Source organism: Quadrisphaera sp. DVD1 (genome assembly GCF_058932755.1).
Genome location: NZ_JBZYWI010000002.1, coordinates 1 through 14,822, shown reverse-complemented (window position 1 = coordinate 14,822; position 14,822 = coordinate 1). Strand labels below are relative to the sequence as shown.

The following is a 14,822-nucleotide window of genomic DNA, read 5'->3' as shown; positions in this document are numbered from 1 at the left end:
GTGGGGTCGGGTGGGCCGGGCCGGCTCAGGCGGCGCGGATGTGCGAGCGGACGGCGTCGACCAGCTCGGCCGTCGGGCTCGCCACGCCGTGGGCGTGCGCGGCGTGGCGGGCGACCGCGCTGAGGACGGCCTCCTCGCTCGCCTCGAGGAACGTGGTGGTGCAGCCGGGGACGACGTCCCCGCAGGCGAAGCGCTTCATGGGTCTCCTCAGGTGGTCGAGCCCCGTGGTCGGGGGTCGAGGTGCTCATCGGCAGCCGACGGGCGTCGGCGAGGTGCGGGGGCCGGGAGCCCCCGATCGGGTGCTCAGCCCATCCGCTGCCGCGCCAGGTGCATGACGAGCTCGTCGACCGTCACGGCGCCGGCCAGGCGGCCGCGGGTGTCGACGGCCACGACGGGGTCGAAGCGGAACTGGGGGTCGCGGCTCATCGCGCGGCGGGCCACCTCGACGACCGGCTCGGTGAGGTGGCAGCGCAGCGTCACCGGGCGGCGGGCCTCCCCCGCGGGCTGCAGGGCGACCGGTCCGCCGTGCTCGTCGACGACGACGGCCAGGGCCGCGCCCGGCGGCGGGTCGTCGCCGTCGAGCAGCACGGCCGGGGCCGTGACCACCCCGGCGAGCGTGTCGGCCATGGCCTGGTCGTGGTTGTGCTGGCGGATCCGCTCGCGCACGACCTCGGGCACCTGGACCGGCGCCGGCCCCGGCCGCCCCAGGTGGTAGCCCTGGCCCAGCGGCACCCCCAGGCGCACGAGGGCCGACAGCTCGTTGGCCGTCTCCACGCCCTCGGCCAGCAGCCAGGCGTCCAGGCGTCCGGCGTAGGTGCCCAGCAGCTCCAGCAGGGAGGACTTCACCGGGTCGATGTCCACCGCGGTGACCAGCGCACGGTCGGCCTTGACGATGTCCGGGCGCAGCTCCGAGAGCTGCAGCAGCCCCGAGTAGCCGGTGCCCGCGTCGTCGAGCGCGACCATGCCGCCGAGCTCGCGCAGGTGGGCCAGGCCCCGCTGCACCGCGGGCATGTCGGCGTAGGGGATGTGCTCGGTCAGCTCCACCACCACGCGCCGCAGCCCGCCGTGGCGGTCGGCGACCGCGGTGACGTGCTCGCACCACTCCGGCTCGGTCCAGCGCAGCGGACTCGCGTTGACGGTGAGGAACTGGTCCTCGGCGAGGCCGGGCAGCAGGGCCGCCGCGCGCTCGAGCACGAGGGCGTCCAGCGCGGCGCCGCGCCCGACGGCCTCGGCGGCGGCGAAGACGGCCTCGGGACCGACGGCCCCGAAGCGGGAGAGGACCTCGTGGCCCACGACGGTGCCGCGGACGAGGTCGACGATCGGCTGCAGGTGCAGCGCGAGGGAGTCGGGGTGGCGCAGGGTGCGCACCACGGCCGCCAGCGCGTCCTCGGCGACCGCGGGCGGGTCGTCGGGGCTGGGCGCGGGCGTCGTCGACGCGACCGCCTCATCGTCCCGCAGCCTGCTCACGGTGTCATGTCGGCCCTGCGCCGCCCATCTTGAGCCCATCGACGGCCTGGACCCGAGCCGTCACCCGAGAGGCGTCACCCGGGAGGCGTCACCGGCTGCGCGCGGCGAGCTCCGCCTCGCCCGCCTCGCGCATCGCCTCCAGCGGCGCCGGGCGTCCGGTCATGAGCCGGACCTGCTCCCCCGCCTGGTGCAGCAGCATCGAGAAGCCGCCGACCACGGTGCCGCCGCGCCCCTCCCAGGCCCGGGCCAGCGCCGTGGGCCACGGGGCGTAGACGACGTCGAGCAGCACCCCGCGCGGGCGGCGGCCCGCGCTGGCCGGCCCGCCCAGCTGGGCGGCCAGCCCGTCGGCGGCCCCGGCCGGCACGGTGGAGATCACGACGTCGGCGTCGAGGACCCGCGGGGCGCGCTCCCAGGGGGCGACCTCCGGCTCCACGCCCAGGCGCTCGGCGACCTCGTGCAGCGCGCTCGCCCGCTGGGGGGAGCGCACGTACACCGTCGGGCGGGTGACCCCGAGCCGGGCGAGGGCGGCCAGGGCCGAGGCGGCGGTGGCGCCGCCGCCGAGCACGGCGGCGCTGCCCGCCTGCTCCACGCCGCCCTCCCAGAGGGCGGCGACGATCCCGTGGACGTCGGTGTTGTCCCCGCGCCAGCGCACCCGCGCACCGGAGGTGCCGGGCACCGGCACGACGGTGTTGACCGCGCCCACGGCGTCGGCGAGGGGGCTCACCTGCGCGAGCAGGGGGATGACGACCTGCTTGAGCGGCATCGTGAGGCTGAACCCGGCCCACTCCGCCCCCGCCTGCTCGAGCAGCGGCGCCAGCTCGTGGGCGTCGACGTCGCGCACGCCGTACTCCCAGCCCTGCAGGCCGAGCGCCGCGTGGGCGGCGGCGTGCAGGACCGGCGAGAGGCTGTGCCCGACGGGGTGGCCCAGGACGGCGGCCCTCACCGCGCGCTCATCCGTGGGCGCTCATCCCTGCGGGTTCTCCCGCAGCCAGGCCCGGAACTGCTCGACGTTGCGCGCGTGCTCCTCGCCGGTGCGGGCGAACAGCGTCTCGCCGGTGTCGGGGTCGACCACGACGAAGAACCGCCAGTCGCCCTCCGCGGGCGCGAGCACGGCCCGCAGCGCGTCCTCGCCGGGGTTGCCGATCGGGCCCGGCGGCAGGCCGGTGTGCACGTACGTGTTGTACGGCGACGGGTTGGCCCGGTCGGCGTCCGTGGTCGTGATGCCGGTCTTGCCGTTGGCGTAGTTGACGGTGGTGTCCAGCTGCAGCGGCATGCCGTCCGCGAGGCGGTTCTCCACCACCCGGGCCACCTTGGCCATGTCGTCCGGGCCGCTGGCCTCGGCCTGGACGATGCTCGCCCGGGTCAGCACCGCGTGCCGCTGGTCGGCGGGGATGGCGAGGCCGTCCAGCGCCTGCTCGGCGCGGTCGACCATGGTCGCGAGCATCTGCACCGGGGTGGCGTCGAGGTCGAAGGAGTACGTGGCGGGGAAGAGGTAGCCCTCGATGACCCCCGCCGCCTCCGGCGGCAGCCCGACCGCGGGGTCGGCGGCCGCGGCGGCGAACTGCCCGGCGTCGGTGCCGGTCACCTCGGCCAGGCGCTCGTAGGTGCGCGCGGCGGTGAAGCCCTCCGGCACCGCGACGCGGTAGGACTGGCGCGAGGCGGGGTCCAGGAGCAGGGCCAGCGCCGAGGCGCCGCTCATCTGCTCGCGCAGGGCGTAGGTGCCCGGCTGGATGGAGGCCGCGCGCGGCTCCGCCTCCGCGGCGTCGAGGAAGGCCCCGGGGGTCTTGACCACGCCGGCGTCGACGAGCGCGCGCGCGATGGTGCGGCCGGAGGCGCCGGCGGTGACCTGCACCTGGACGGTGCCGCTGCCGGTGCCGGCGTAGTCCTTCGGCTCGGTCCACTGGGCGTACAGGCCCCGGACCTGGCCGCCGACGACCACCGCGGCGGCGCCGAACAGGGCCACGCACAGCAGGAGCACGAGCAGCCCGCGGTTGCGGCGCCGGCGGCGGCGGGTGCGGCCGTGCCGCTCCTCGGCGCGCCGGCCGGAGCGGGTGGGCGGTGCGCTGGGCAGGTCCATCAGGGTCAGGCCGCTCATCCGCCGTTCCCCCCTCATCGGTCTCAGACCGGAGCGGGCGGCTCCGGTGCAGGGCCGGGATCGATCGTCGAACCCGGTGGCCGGCCGGACGCGCGCTCGGCGTCCAGGGCGGTCTGCAGCACGAGCACGGCCGCCACCTGGTCCACGACCTGGCGGTGCTGGCGTCCTCGCCGGCCGGAGGCCCTCAGCGCCTGGTGGGCGCTGACGGTGCTCAGCCGCTCGTCGACGAGCCGCACCGGGGTCGGAGCGACCCGTCGGGCCAGTTCCGCAGCGTAGCCGCGGACGCTGCTCGCCGCGGGGCCTTCGCGACCAGAGAGCGACACGGGCAGCCCGACCACCACCTCGAGCGCCTCCCTGCGGGTGACCTCGTCGACGATGCGTGACTGGTCGGACGCGCCCCTGAGGTCGCGCGCCAGGGTCTCCACCGGCGTGGCGATCATGCCGTCGGGGTCGCTGGCGGACAGGCCCACCCGCACCGACCCGACGTCCACGCCGAGCCGGACGCCGCGCCTCACGAGGGCCTCACCGACCGCCGGCCGCCCCGGCCACCGCGGTCCGCACGGCGTCCAGCGCGCCCGGCACCGCGCTCGCGTCGGTGCCGCCGCCCTGCGCCACGTCGTCCTTGCCGCCACCGCCGCCGCCGAGGGCCTGCGCGGCGACGCGCACCAGCGCGCCCGCGCGGACGCCGGCCGCCCGGGCCGCGGCCGTGGTGGCCACGACCACGACCGGGCGCTCCCCCACCACCGCTGCCAGCGCCACGACCGCGGGCGCCTCGCCGAGGCGGCCACGCACGTCGAGCACGAGCGTGCGCAGGTCGTCCGCGGAGCCCAGCGAGCCGGCGTCCGCCGCGACCACCGAGAGCCCGCCGACCTCCTCGGCGGCCGCGGCCAGGCGCCCGGCGCCCGCCAGGACCTCGCGGGTGCGCGCCGCGGCGATCGCCTTGTCGGCCTCGCGGAGCTGGTCGAGCAGGGTGGAGATGCGGTCCGGCAGCTCCTCCGGACGCACCTTGAGCATCGTCGTCAGCTGCCCGACGAGGGCGCTCTCGCGCGCCAGGTGGCTGTGGGCGTCGGGGCCGACCAGGGCCTCGACGCGGCGCACCCCGGAGCCGATCGACTGCTCGCCGAGCAGGCTCACGACCCCCAGCTGGCCCGAGCGCGCGACGTGGGTGCCGCCGCACAGCTCCTTCGACCACTCGCCGATGGACACGACGCGCACGCGGTCGCCGTACTTCTCCCCGAACAGGGCCATCGCCCCGGTGCGCCGCGCGTCCTCCAGGGTCATCACCTGCGTGGTGACCGGGAGGTCGTCGGCGAGGAAGGTGTTGACCTCGGCCTCGACGTCGGCGAGCACCGACGGCGCGACCGCAGCGGAGGCCGTGAAGTCGAACCGGAAGCGGCCGGGCGCGTTCTCCGAGCCCGCCTGGCGGGCGGTGTCGCCGAGCGCGTCGCGGATGCCCTGGTGCACCAGGTGCGTCGCGGTGTGGGCGCGGGCGATGGCCAGGCGCCGGTTGGCGTCCACGACCGCCTCGACGGCGTCGCCGGCCGCGACCTCGCCGGAGACCACGCGGGCGCGGTGCACCCACAGGCCCGGGATCGGCCGCTGGACGTCGTCGACCTCGACGACGGCCCGCGTGCCGGTCGGCCCGGTCACGGTGACCCGGCCGTGGTCGGCGAGCTGCCCACCGCTCTCGGCGTAGAAGGGGGTGCGGTCGAGCACGAGCTCGACCTCGTCGCCGGCCAGGGCGACGGGCACGCTCGCGCCGTCCCGCAGGAGCCCCACCACGCGCGCCTCGGAGGCCAGCACGTCGTAGCCGAGGAAGTCGACCTCGCGGCCCAGGGAGTCGGCCACCGAGCGGTAGACGGAGGTGTCGGCGCGGCCCGAGCGCTTCTCGCGGGCGTCGGCGCGCGCGCGGTCGCGCTGCTCGCCCATGAGCCGCCGGAAGCCGTCGGCGTCCACCGCGACGCCCTGCTCGGCCGCCATCTCCAGGGTGAGGTCGATGGGGAAGCCGTAGGTGTCGTGCAGCTGGAAGGCGCGCTCGCCGGGGATCGTCGCGCTCCCCCCGCCGGAGGCCCTCCGCGCAGTGGTGACGGCCTGGTCGAGGATCGCGGTGCCGGCCGACAGGGTGCGCCGGAACGCCTCCTCCTCGGCGTAGGCGACCTGGCTGATCCGGGAGAAGTCCGTGGCCAGCTCGGGGTAGGACGGCGACATCGCGTCGCGCGAGACCGGCAGCAGCTCGGGCAGCGTCGGGGCGTCCACGCCCAGCAGGCGCATGGAGCGCACCGCGCGGCGCAGCAGCCGGCGCAGGACGTACCCGCCGCCCTCGTTGCCGGGGGTGACGCCGTCGCCGATGAGCATCAGCGCGGCGCGCACGTGGTCGGCGACCACGCGCAGCCGGACGTCGGCCTCGGCGTCGGCGCCGTAGCGGGTGCCGGCCAGCGCGGCGGCCCGGTGCAGCACCGGGGCGACCTGGTCGATCTCGTACATGTTGTCGACGCCCTGGAGCAGGTAGGCCACGCGCTCCAGGCCCATGCCGGTGTCGATGTTCTTGCGCGGCAGCTCGCCCAGGATCGGGAAGTCCTTGCCCTGGCCCTCCCCGCGCTGGAACTGCATGAAGACGAGGTTCCAGATCTCCAGGTACCGGTCGCCCGTCGGGTCGTTCGCGGGGCCGCCCTCGGGGCCGTACTCGGGGCCGCGGTCGATGTAGATCTCCGAGCAGGGGCCGGCGGGGCCGGGCTGGCCGGTGGACCAGTAGTTGTCCTCCATGCCCAGGCGCTGGATCCGCTCGGGCGGGAGCCCGGCGACCTCCTGCCACAGGCGCGCCGCCTCGTCGTCGTCGAGGTAGACCGTCGCCCAGACCTTCTCGGGGTCGAAGCCGTAGCCGCCGTCGGCCTGGGGGGTGGTGATCAGCTCCCACGCGAAGCGGATCGCCCCCTCCTTGAAGTAGTCGCCGAAGGAGAAGTTGCCGTTCATCTGGAAGAACGTGCCGTGGCGCGTGGTCTTGCCGACCTCGTCGATGTCGAGGGTGCGCACGCACTTCTGCACGCTCGTCGCCCGCGGGTACGGGGCGCTCTGCTGCCCCGTCAGGTACGGGATGAACGGCACCATCCCCGCGACGGTGAACAGCAGCGTCGGGTCGGGGCTGATCAGCGATGCGCTGGGCACGACGGTGTGGCCGCGCTCCTCGAAGAAGCGCAGCCAGCGCCGACGGATCTCGGCGGTCTCCATGGGTCCCTCTCCTGGGCGTGCGCCGGGTCCTCCGGTGACGCCCGAGCACGGCGGCGGGCTGGGGCCTGCGCCCCGGGGCCTCAGTGCCGCGGTGACGTCGGCTTCTCGAGCAGCTCCCGTGCGGTCTGCTCGTCGATGGTGCCTGCGTCGACCCCGAGGGCCACGCGCAGCTCCTGCTCTCGCTCGGCCATGCCCTCGCGGACGGCGGCGGCGAAGTCCTTGGCGCGCTCGCTCCAGCCCTCGGCGCGCCCGTGCAGGCCCGCGGGGGTGTAGGCGCGCGCGGCCCGGGTGGCGCGGCGGACGCCGAGCACCCCGGCGGCCAGGCCGGCGCCGAGCCAGAAGACGCGGCCCATCACGCCCTCCGGCGCACGCGGCCGGCCCCGGCGCGGCGCCCGCCCACGGCCTGGCGCACGCCGTAGGTGAAGGCGGCGACGCGCACGATCGGGGAGCCGAGCGTGGCGGCGAACAGCGCCGTCAGCGCCGAGGCGTTCGTGGTGATCTGCGCGGCGTTCGTGGTGATGGTGTCGATCTTGTCCATCTGCTCGTTGGCCTGGCCGACCGTGGTCGTCACCTCGCCGATCAGCGGCACCGTGGAGTCGGAGATGCCCTTGATGGTGGTGCGGGTCTCGTCGAGCACCCGGCCGAGCTTGAGCAGGGGGACGGCCATCAGGATGACCAGGATGGCGAAGGCGATGGCCGCGATCAGCCCCGCGACGTCTCCGACGGACATGGATCTCCTTGATCGACGGCTGAGCGGACGTCGAACCCTATCGCGCGCCGGCACCGCACCCCGCCGCCGGTCCCCCGCCCGCTCCCCGACCCGCCCAGCCGCGTCGATCATGGAGAAGACGAGGGTGGCCGAGGACCTGCACCCCTGGCTCCTCCATGGTCGGCGGCGGGAGCGGTGGGCGCTGGGCCGTCCCCCGGACGCACGAGAGCGCCGGGACCCAGCGGGTCCCGGCGCTCTCGGTGGAGCAGGTGCGTCAGCGGGCGTAGTACTCCACGACCTTGGACACGTCGCAGGTCACGGGGACCTCGTCGCGGGTGGGGCGGCGGACCAGGGTGGCCCGCAGGTTGGCCAGGTCGACCTCGAGGTACTTGGGCAGCGTGGGCAGGACGTCGCGGTGGGCGCCGGCGGCGGCCACCTGGAACGGCGTCATCTGCGCGCTCTTGGCGTGCACGGACACGACCTGGCCCGGGGTGACCCGGAAGGACGGGCGATCCACGCGGACGCCGTCCACGAGGATGTGGCGGTGCACCACGGCCTGACGGGCCTGGGCGATGGTGCGGGCGAGGCCGGCGCGCAGCACGAGGGCGTCGAGGCGCATCTCCAGCAGCTCGACCAGCACGTCACCGGTGCGGCCCTGGGAGCGGCGCGCCTCGTCGAAGGTGTTGCGCATCTGCGTCTCGCGGATGCCGTACTGGGCGCGCAGCAGCTGCTTCTGGCGCAGACCGAGGGCGTACTCGCTCTCGGTGCGGCGACGGGCGCGGCCGTGCTCGCCCGGCGGGTAGGGGCGGACCTCGAAGTACCGCGCGGCCTTCGGCGTCAGCGGCACGCCCAGGGCGCGGGAGAGGCGGACGGTGCGGCGGTTGCGACCGGAGTGGGACAAGCGGATCTCCTCGTTCGGGCGGGCACTCGTGCTCGACACCCGCACGTCCGGGGACGACGGGGCGATCAGCGACTGACGACGGCTCCCAGCGCGGCTGCTGGAGCCCGAGGTCCGGGCGGGGCAGGAAGCACCCACCGCAGGACCGCCTCGAGACTACCGCAGTCCGAGGGCGCCCCAGGACGCTCAGGCCCGGCGCAGCAGCGCCCGGATGCGCTCCAGCCGGGTGCGCAGGTCCCGTTCCACGCCGCGGTCGGTCGGCTCGTAGTAGACGCGGCCGACCAGGTCGTCGGGGGCGTACTGCTGCGCGGCCACGCCGTGGGGGGCGTCGTGGCTGTACTGGTAGGCCCGCCCGTGGCCCAGCCGCTGGGCGCCCGCGTAGTGGGCGTCGCGCAGGTGCGGGGGCACCGGCCCGCCGCGGCCGGCGCGCACGTCGGCCACCGCGGCGTCCACCCCGCGGTAGGCGGCGTTGGACTTCGGCGCGGTGGCCAGGTGGACGACGGCCTGGGCCAGCACGATCCGCGCCTCGGGCATGCCGATGAGCTGCACGGCCTGGGCGGCGGCGACCGCGGTCTGCAGGGCGCTGGGGTCGGCCATCCCCACGTCCTCGCTGGCCGAGATGACCAGCCGGCGGGCCACGAAGCGGGGGTCCTCCCCCGCCTCGAGCATGCGCGCCAGGTAGTGCAGGGCCGCGTCGACGTCCGAGCCGCGCAGCGACTTGATGAGGGCGCTGGCGACGTCGTAGTGCTGGTCGCCGGCGCGGTCGTAGCGCACCGCCGCCACGTCGACCGCCCGCTCCGCGCCGGCCAGGGAGACCGGGGCGGGCCGCTCGTCGCTCTCCTCCAGCGCGGCGCCGGCCGCCGCCTCCAGCGCGGTCAGCGCGCGGCGGGCGTCGCCCCCGGACAGGCGGACGAGGTGGTCGAGGGCCGCCGGCTCCAGGCGCACCTCGCCGCCCAGGCCCCGCTCGTCCGCCACGGCGCGCTCCAGCAGGGCGCGCACGTCGTCGTCGCCGAGCTCGCGCAGGGTCAGCAGGAGCGAGCGCGAGAGCAGCGGGGCGACGACGGAGAACGACGGGTTCTCGGTGGTCGCGGCGACCAGCACCACCCAGCGGTTCTCCACGCCGGGCAGCAGGGCGTCCTGCTGGGCCTTGGTGAAGCGGTGGATCTCGTCGAGGAACAGCACCGTGCGGCTGCGGTGCAGGTCGCGGCCGTCGCGCGCCTCCTCCATGACCCGGCGCACGTCCTTGACCCCGGCGGTGACGGCCGACAGCTCCACGAACCGGCGCCCGGTCGCGCGGGAGACCACGTGCGCCAGGGTCGTCTTCCCCGTCCCCGGGGGCCCCCAGAGGATCACGGACGCCGGTCCCGCCCGACCGTCCCCGCCCTCGACGAGGCGGCGCAGCGGCGCCCCCGGCGCCAGCAGGTGCTGCTGCCCCACGACGTCGTCCAGGCCGCGAGGGCGCATCCGCACCGCCAGCGGGGCACGCGCGGCCCCCCTCGTCGAGCCCGCTGAGCCAGCGCCCTCCGCGTCGTCGTCGTCGGCGGTGAACAGGTCGGCCACGGCCGAGAGCCTAGGCGCGCGGCGAGCGGGCGCCGCAGCCACCGGGACCCCTGCGAGCCGGCGCGCGCCTCACGGTCGGTGAGGACCTCGCCGAGCGCCGTCACGCCCTCACCGGAACGGCTCTGCCCCGGAGACCGGAAGGACTGACACAGCGTGACATCCACCGGCGCCCGCGGCCAGGATCGGGGCCGAGACACGACGGTCCGTGACGACCCACGAGCCCGCTCGGGAGCCGGTGCCGGAGCCGTCCCCCGCGGGGACTGCCTGTTCCGTCACGCACCGTCACCAGCGCTCCCAGTGCGGACTCCCCTCCGCGCTGGAGGTCGATCCGCCCCGCCCCTCCCCCATCTGGTGGAGACGCCCTCGCCCGTGCTGTGGAGGGGGGCTCCGCCAGATGCAGGAGGCCCCCTACGCCGCGCGAGGGGAGCCAGCGAGTCAGGGCGGACTCGACGCTGGTCGCGCTCATCCCCCGACCCCGGAGGCTGCCATGACCACCCACCGTTCCACGGCAGGCGCACCGCCGCGCGCGGTCGTCGTCGCCGCGGTGCTCGCCCTGCTGAGCACGCTCCTGCTCGCGCCTCCGGCCTCGGCTGCCACCCCCGTGCCGCGCATCGACCTCAAGGTGCTCGTCCTGGACGACGGCGCGGCGATGGTGGACGCCATCGCCGACCGGCTCGACGCCGAGGGCGTGCCCTTCGACCGCGTCGACCTCAACGCCTCCGGCCGCGCCGCCGTGACGGCGGCCACGCTCACCGTGCCGGACGCCGCAGGGCCCCACGGGCGCTACCAGGCCGTGGTGCTGCCCTCGCAGACCCCGCCCCAGCTGAGCACCGCCGAGATGACGGCCCTGCACGACTACGAGCGCAGCTACGGCGTGCGCCAGGTCGACGCCTACACGTGGCCCAACGCCACCATCGGGCTGAACGCGCCGGTCTACAGCGGCAAGGTCGACGGCCTCACCGCAACGGTCACCGCGGCGGCGAAGTCGGCCGGCTTCGGCTACCTCACCGGCTCCGTCCCGCTGGACGACGTCGACCCCGCGGTCACCGAGTCCTACGGGTACCTGGCCACGCCGGTGAGCCCGCCCGCCGCCGGCACGACGTTCACCCCGCTCGTCACGGCCAAGGCCCCCGGCTCGAGCACCACCGGCACCCTCATGGGCGTCTACTCTGGCGGCGGCCGCCAGGAGCTCGTCACCACGTTCGCCTCCAACGGCAGCCAGCAGCACTTCCGCACCCTCGCCCACGGCGTCGTGGAGTGGATGACCCGCGGCGTGCACCTGGGGCTGTACCGGAACTGGTTCTCCGTCCACGTCGACGACGTCCTGCTCCCGGACTCGCTGTGGAACGAGACCGGCAACTGCACCGTCGGCGACGACTGCGACCCCGTGCGCTACCCCGAGACGGCGCCCGGCGCGACGGCCCGGATGACCGCGGCCGACGTCACGCACCTGGCCACCTGGCAGACCGGCCGGATGCCCCTGGACCTCGCCTACAACGGCTCCGGCGTCGCGGAGTTCCAGGCCGACAACGGCGGCCAGGACCCGCTGTGGAACGCGCTCAAGGGCTCGGCCACGAAGTTCCGCTGGATCAACCACACCTGGAGCCACCCCTACCTGGGCTGCGTGCAGGACTTCTCGGTGAAGCCGTGGCGCTGCGCGACCTCGGGCAGCAGCATCCGCTGGGTCCCGCAGGCCACGATCAACGCGGAGCTCCAGCAGAACACCGCGTTCGCCACGACGAACAAGCTGCCGATCCGCGCCGGCGAGCTCGTGACCGGTGAGCACTCGGGCCTCAAGAGCGCCCCGCAGATGGCCACCGACAACCCCTACCTCGCGCCGGCGCTGAGCGGTCGCGGCATCACCTGGATCGCCTCGGACAACAGCCGGGAGAGCACCCAGCGCCAGATCGGCAGCGCGCTGACCGTGCCGCGGCACCCGATGAACATCTTCTACAACGCCGCGACCGCCCGGCAGGAGGTCGACGAGTACAACTGGATCTACACGAGCCGGGCCAACGGCGGCTCGGGCCTGTGCGAGACCTCCCCGGCGACCACGACGTGCATCAAGCCGCTCTCGCTGACGACCGGCTTCACGAGCTACATCGTGCCGCTGGAGGCCCGGATCGCGCTGCAGCACGTCACCGGCGTCGACCCGCGCCCGCACTACGCGCACCAGAGCAACATCACCCAGGACCGGATCCTCTACCCGGTGCTGGACCAGGTGCTGGCGCGCTACAAGGCCGCCTTCGCGACCAACACCCCGCTGGTCGTGCCGACCATGACCGAGGCGGGCACCGCCATCCAGCGCCAGCAGGGCTGGACGACGTCGAAGTCGGCGATCAGCGCCACGCTCGTCGGCACCACGGTGACGGTCCGCTCGACCTCCGGGAGCTCGGTCTGGGTCCCGATGTCCGCGCCCGAGGGCACGAAGCTCGGCACCGCGACCTTCGGCACCGCCTACGCCGGCAGCCGCTCCGACTGGGGCCAGCTGCCCGCCCGCGGCAGCGCCACCCTCACCCTCCCCGCCGCGCCCGGCTACACGGCGCCGGCCACCACCGCGGCCGCCCCGAGCGCCGCGAGCACCGCCCCGGCCCGGATCGCGGCGCCGAGCGGGCCCAGCACCGTCGAGATCGAGGTCCCGGACGCCGCCAGCGGCGCTCCCGAGGCCGCGGGAGTGGAGCAGCGATGAGGATCGCCCTGGTCGCCGAGGGCACCTACCCGGTCACCACCGGCGGGGTCAGCACGTGGTGCGACCAGCTGGTGCGGGGCCTGCCCGAGCACTCCTGGACGGTGCTGGGGCTGACCGCCACCGGCCGCGAGCGCCCGGTCTGGCCGATGCCCCCCACCGTCGAGCGGGTGCTCCTGCACCCGCTGTGGGGCCCCACCCCCGCGCCGCGCTGGTCGCGCTCGACGGCGGCCCGCAGCCGGGAGGCCCAGGAGGCGCTGCAGGAGCTGTGGGACGCCGCCCTGGCCCCCGACGGCGAGCAGTCGGTGCAGGCGGCGGCCGCCGCCCTGCGCCGCCTCGTGGAGGTCGCGGCGGCGACCCGGCTCAGCGGGCTGCTCGCGGTGCAGGGGTCGACGTCGGCCCTGCTGCGCGCGTGGGCCGCCCGCTGCCCGGACCTGCCACCGATGAGCGTGGCGGAGGCGGTGGCCGCGGCGGCGCTGGTCGACCGCCTGCTGGCGGCGATCGACGCCCCGCTGCCCCGGGTCGACCTCGTGCACGCGGCCGGCAACGGCACGTCCGCGCTGGTCGCGCTCACCGCCCGCTGGCGGCACGGCACCCCGGTGCTGCTCTCCGAGCACGGGGTCTACCTGCGCGAGCGCTACCTGGCCCTGCGGGAGGCGCACTACTCGTGGGCCGAGCGCCGCGCCGTCACCGCCGTCGTCCGGCGGCTGTGCGAGGTGGCCTACCGCGAGGCGGAGCGGGTGGTCCCGGTCTCCGACTTCAACCGCAGGTGGGAGGAGCGGCTGGGGGTCGACCCCCAGCGGGTCACCACCATCCCCAACGGCGTGCCCCCCGAGCTGTACTCCCCGGTGGAGGGCGAGCCGGAGGCTCCGACGATCAGCTTCGTCGGCCGGATCGACCCCCTGAAGGACCTGCACACCCTCGTGCGCTCCTTCGCGCTGGTCCACGCCCGGATGCCGGAGGCCCGGCTGCGGATCTTCGGGCCCGTGCCGGCGGGCAACGAGCGCTACCGCGACAGCGTGGTCTCCCTCATCTCCGACCTCGGCCTGCAGGGGCTGGCGACCCTCGAGGGCGCCGTCGCCAGCAGCCGCACGGCGATCGCGGCGGGCCAGGTGGTGGCCATGTCGAGCATCTCCGAGGGACTGCCCTTCACCCTCATCGAGGCGATGATGTGCGGTCGCCCCACGGTCAGCACCGACGTCGGCGGCGTCCCCGAGTGCCTGGACCCCGAGCGGAGGGCGGGCTCGCTCGTGCCGGCGCGCAACCCCGAGGCCTTCGCGGAGGCCTGCCTGGAGCTGCTCGCCGACCCCGCCCGCCGGCGGGCGATGGGCGCGGCCGCGCGGCGCCACGCGCTCGCCACGGCCACCGCCGACCGGACCCTCGCGGCCTACCGGGGGCTCTACCTCGAGACCGCTGAGGCCGTCGCCGCGGGCGTGGCGGTCGGTGCGGGGGTGCTGCCGATGGCCTCCGCGCTGCCGGCCGGCCTCGCGCTCGACGCCGTGCCGCTCCAGCCGGGCCCGGTGCCGCGGCCCCCCGCGGTGCTCGACCTGCGCGCCGACGACGACGCGCCGCTGGACCTGCGTGAGGACGACGAGGCGGTCCTGCGATGAGGCGCGCTCCCCTGCCGATCGCCCTGCCCGTGCCCGCCCAGGGGCGGGCACCGCAGGCGCTCTCGCACGGCGCGGTCGACGTCTTCGACGTCGCCGCCCGCCTCGAGGCCTCGGGCCTCAGCGACACCCAGGCGCGCAAGCACCACGGCACGCCGGACGTGTTCGCCCTGGCCGCCCAGCTGGTGCGCACCGCCCCGCCGGTCGTCGGTGGGCGGGTGCACGGGCCCTCCGGGCTCGACGAGTCGGTGCGGCGGGCGCTGCTCCTCGTGGCGGGCGCCGCGCTCGCTGCGGGCCTGGTCGCCGCCCTGGGGGTGGGAGCGGTCGAGGTGCAGACCGCCGGCGCCCTGGGCTGGGTCGGCGGTCAGGCCGTCGCCGCGATCGCATGGACCCGCACGGGGGCCGGGCAGCTCGAGAGCGGCCTGCGGCGTGCGGCCACGGCCACCGCCGTCCTGCTCGTGCTCTCCGCCGCCCTCGGTGCCGGGGTGGCCGCCAGCACGCCCGGCGGCTGGCCGGTCGCCGCAGCGGCCCTCCTGTGCGCCACGTGGGTCGCGTACGCGGCGGCGGTCTCCCTG

Annotated in this window: 12 protein-coding genes and 1 pseudogene; 3 read left to right on the top strand and 10 right to left on the bottom strand. The window is 76.0% G+C overall.

The window, feature by feature from the left end:
- Positions 1–25: 25 nt before the first annotated feature.
- The 10 genes from AC5FZL_RS00395 to AC5FZL_RS00350 form a co-directional block, all read right to left on the bottom strand.
- Complete coding sequence (locus AC5FZL_RS00395; protein WP_493616577.1) at positions 26–199, bottom strand: DUF1059 domain-containing protein; 174 nt, start codon at positions 197–199, stop codon at positions 26–28.
- A 104-nt stretch (positions 200–303) separates the two neighbouring features.
- Complete coding sequence (locus tag AC5FZL_RS00390; RefSeq protein WP_493616576.1) at positions 304–1,467, bottom strand: EAL domain-containing protein; 1,164 nt, start codon at positions 1,465–1,467, stop codon at positions 304–306.
- 88 nt (positions 1,468–1,555) lie between these two features.
- The gene (locus tag AC5FZL_RS00385; protein ID WP_493616575.1) at positions 1,556–2,410 is read right to left on the bottom strand and encodes a shikimate dehydrogenase; all 855 of its coding nucleotides are present in this window, start codon (positions 2,408–2,410) and stop codon (positions 1,556–1,558) included.
- Positions 2,411–2,431: 21 nt separating this feature from the next.
- Positions 2,432–3,562 carry an endolytic transglycosylase MltG gene (mltG, locus tag AC5FZL_RS00380; protein WP_493616574.1) on the bottom strand — a complete coding sequence of 377 codons (1,131 nt, stop codon included), beginning with the start codon at positions 3,560–3,562 and terminating at the stop codon, positions 2,432–2,434.
- A gap of 23 nt (positions 3,563–3,585) precedes the next feature.
- Positions 3,586–4,077 carry a Holliday junction resolvase RuvX gene (gene ruvX / locus AC5FZL_RS00375; RefSeq protein ID WP_493616573.1) on the bottom strand — a complete coding sequence of 164 codons (492 nt, stop codon included), beginning with the start codon at positions 4,075–4,077 and terminating at the stop codon, positions 3,586–3,588.
- A 7-nt stretch (positions 4,078–4,084) separates the two neighbouring features.
- Entirely contained in the window at positions 4,085–6,787 is a 2,703-nt protein-coding gene (gene alaS / locus AC5FZL_RS00370; RefSeq protein ID WP_493616572.1) for an alanine--tRNA ligase, read from the bottom strand.
- Positions 6,788–6,867: 80 nt separating this feature from the next.
- The gene (locus tag AC5FZL_RS00365; protein ID WP_493616571.1) at positions 6,868–7,140 is read right to left on the bottom strand and encodes a DUF6167 family protein; all 273 of its coding nucleotides are present in this window, start codon (positions 7,138–7,140) and stop codon (positions 6,868–6,870) included.
- On the bottom strand, positions 7,140–7,517 hold the full coding sequence (locus AC5FZL_RS00360) for a DUF948 domain-containing protein (protein WP_493616570.1): 378 nt from the start codon (positions 7,515–7,517) through the stop codon (positions 7,140–7,142). Before AC5FZL_RS00360 ends, AC5FZL_RS00365 begins: the two co-directional genes overlap by 1 nt.
- Positions 7,518–7,770: 253 nt before the next feature.
- Positions 7,771–8,397, bottom strand: coding sequence for a 30S ribosomal protein S4 (gene rpsD, locus AC5FZL_RS00355; protein WP_493616569.1), 627 nt, complete (start codon positions 8,395–8,397; stop codon positions 7,771–7,773).
- 183 nt (positions 8,398–8,580) lie between these two features.
- On the bottom strand, positions 8,581–9,954 hold the full coding sequence (locus AC5FZL_RS00350; RefSeq protein WP_493616568.1) for a replication-associated recombination protein A: 1,374 nt from the start codon (positions 9,952–9,954) through the stop codon (positions 8,581–8,583).
- A gap of 487 nt (positions 9,955–10,441) precedes the next feature.
- Here AC5FZL_RS00350 and AC5FZL_RS00345 point away from each other — a divergent pair, with 487 nt between their 5' ends.
- The 3 genes and pseudogenes from AC5FZL_RS00345 to AC5FZL_RS00335 form a co-directional block, all read left to right on the top strand.
- Complete coding sequence (locus tag AC5FZL_RS00345) at positions 10,442–12,643, top strand: hypothetical protein (RefSeq protein WP_493616567.1); 2,202 nt, start codon at positions 10,442–10,444, stop codon at positions 12,641–12,643.
- Positions 12,640–14,250, top strand: a complete 1,611-nt coding sequence (pelF, locus tag AC5FZL_RS00340) for a GT4 family glycosyltransferase PelF (protein ID WP_493616566.1) — start codon at positions 12,640–12,642, stop codon at positions 14,248–14,250. The genes AC5FZL_RS00345 and pelF overlap by 4 nt, the downstream gene beginning before the upstream one ends.
- Positions 14,247–14,822 (top strand): annotated as a pseudogene (locus AC5FZL_RS00335) (hypothetical protein); the annotation flags it as partial. The gene pelF and the pseudogene AC5FZL_RS00335, both read left to right, overlap by 4 nt.

Bases quoted from the DNA above. Each gene is read 5' to 3' on its own strand.
- AC5FZL_RS00395 (WP_493616577.1), bottom strand. From the start codon at position 199: ATGAAGCGCTTCGCCTGCGGGGACGTCGTCCCCGGCTGCACCACCACG.
- mltG (WP_493616574.1), bottom strand. From the start codon at position 3,562: ATGAGCGGCCTGACCCTGATGGACCTGCCCAGCGCACCGCCCACCCGC.
- alaS (WP_493616572.1), bottom strand. From the start codon at position 6,787: ATGGAGACCGCCGAGATCCGTCGGCGCTGGCTGCGCTTCTTCGAGGAG.
- AC5FZL_RS00365 (WP_493616571.1), bottom strand. From the start codon at position 7,140: ATGGGCCGCGTCTTCTGGCTCGGCGCCGGCCTGGCCGCCGGGGTGCTC.
- AC5FZL_RS00360 (WP_493616570.1), bottom strand. From the start codon at position 7,517: ATGTCCGTCGGAGACGTCGCGGGGCTGATCGCGGCCATCGCCTTCGCC.
- AC5FZL_RS00345 (WP_493616567.1), top strand. From the start codon at position 10,442: ATGACCACCCACCGTTCCACGGCAGGCGCACCGCCGCGCGCGGTCGTC.
- pelF (WP_493616566.1), top strand. From the start codon at position 12,640: ATGAGGATCGCCCTGGTCGCCGAGGGCACCTACCCGGTCACCACCGGC.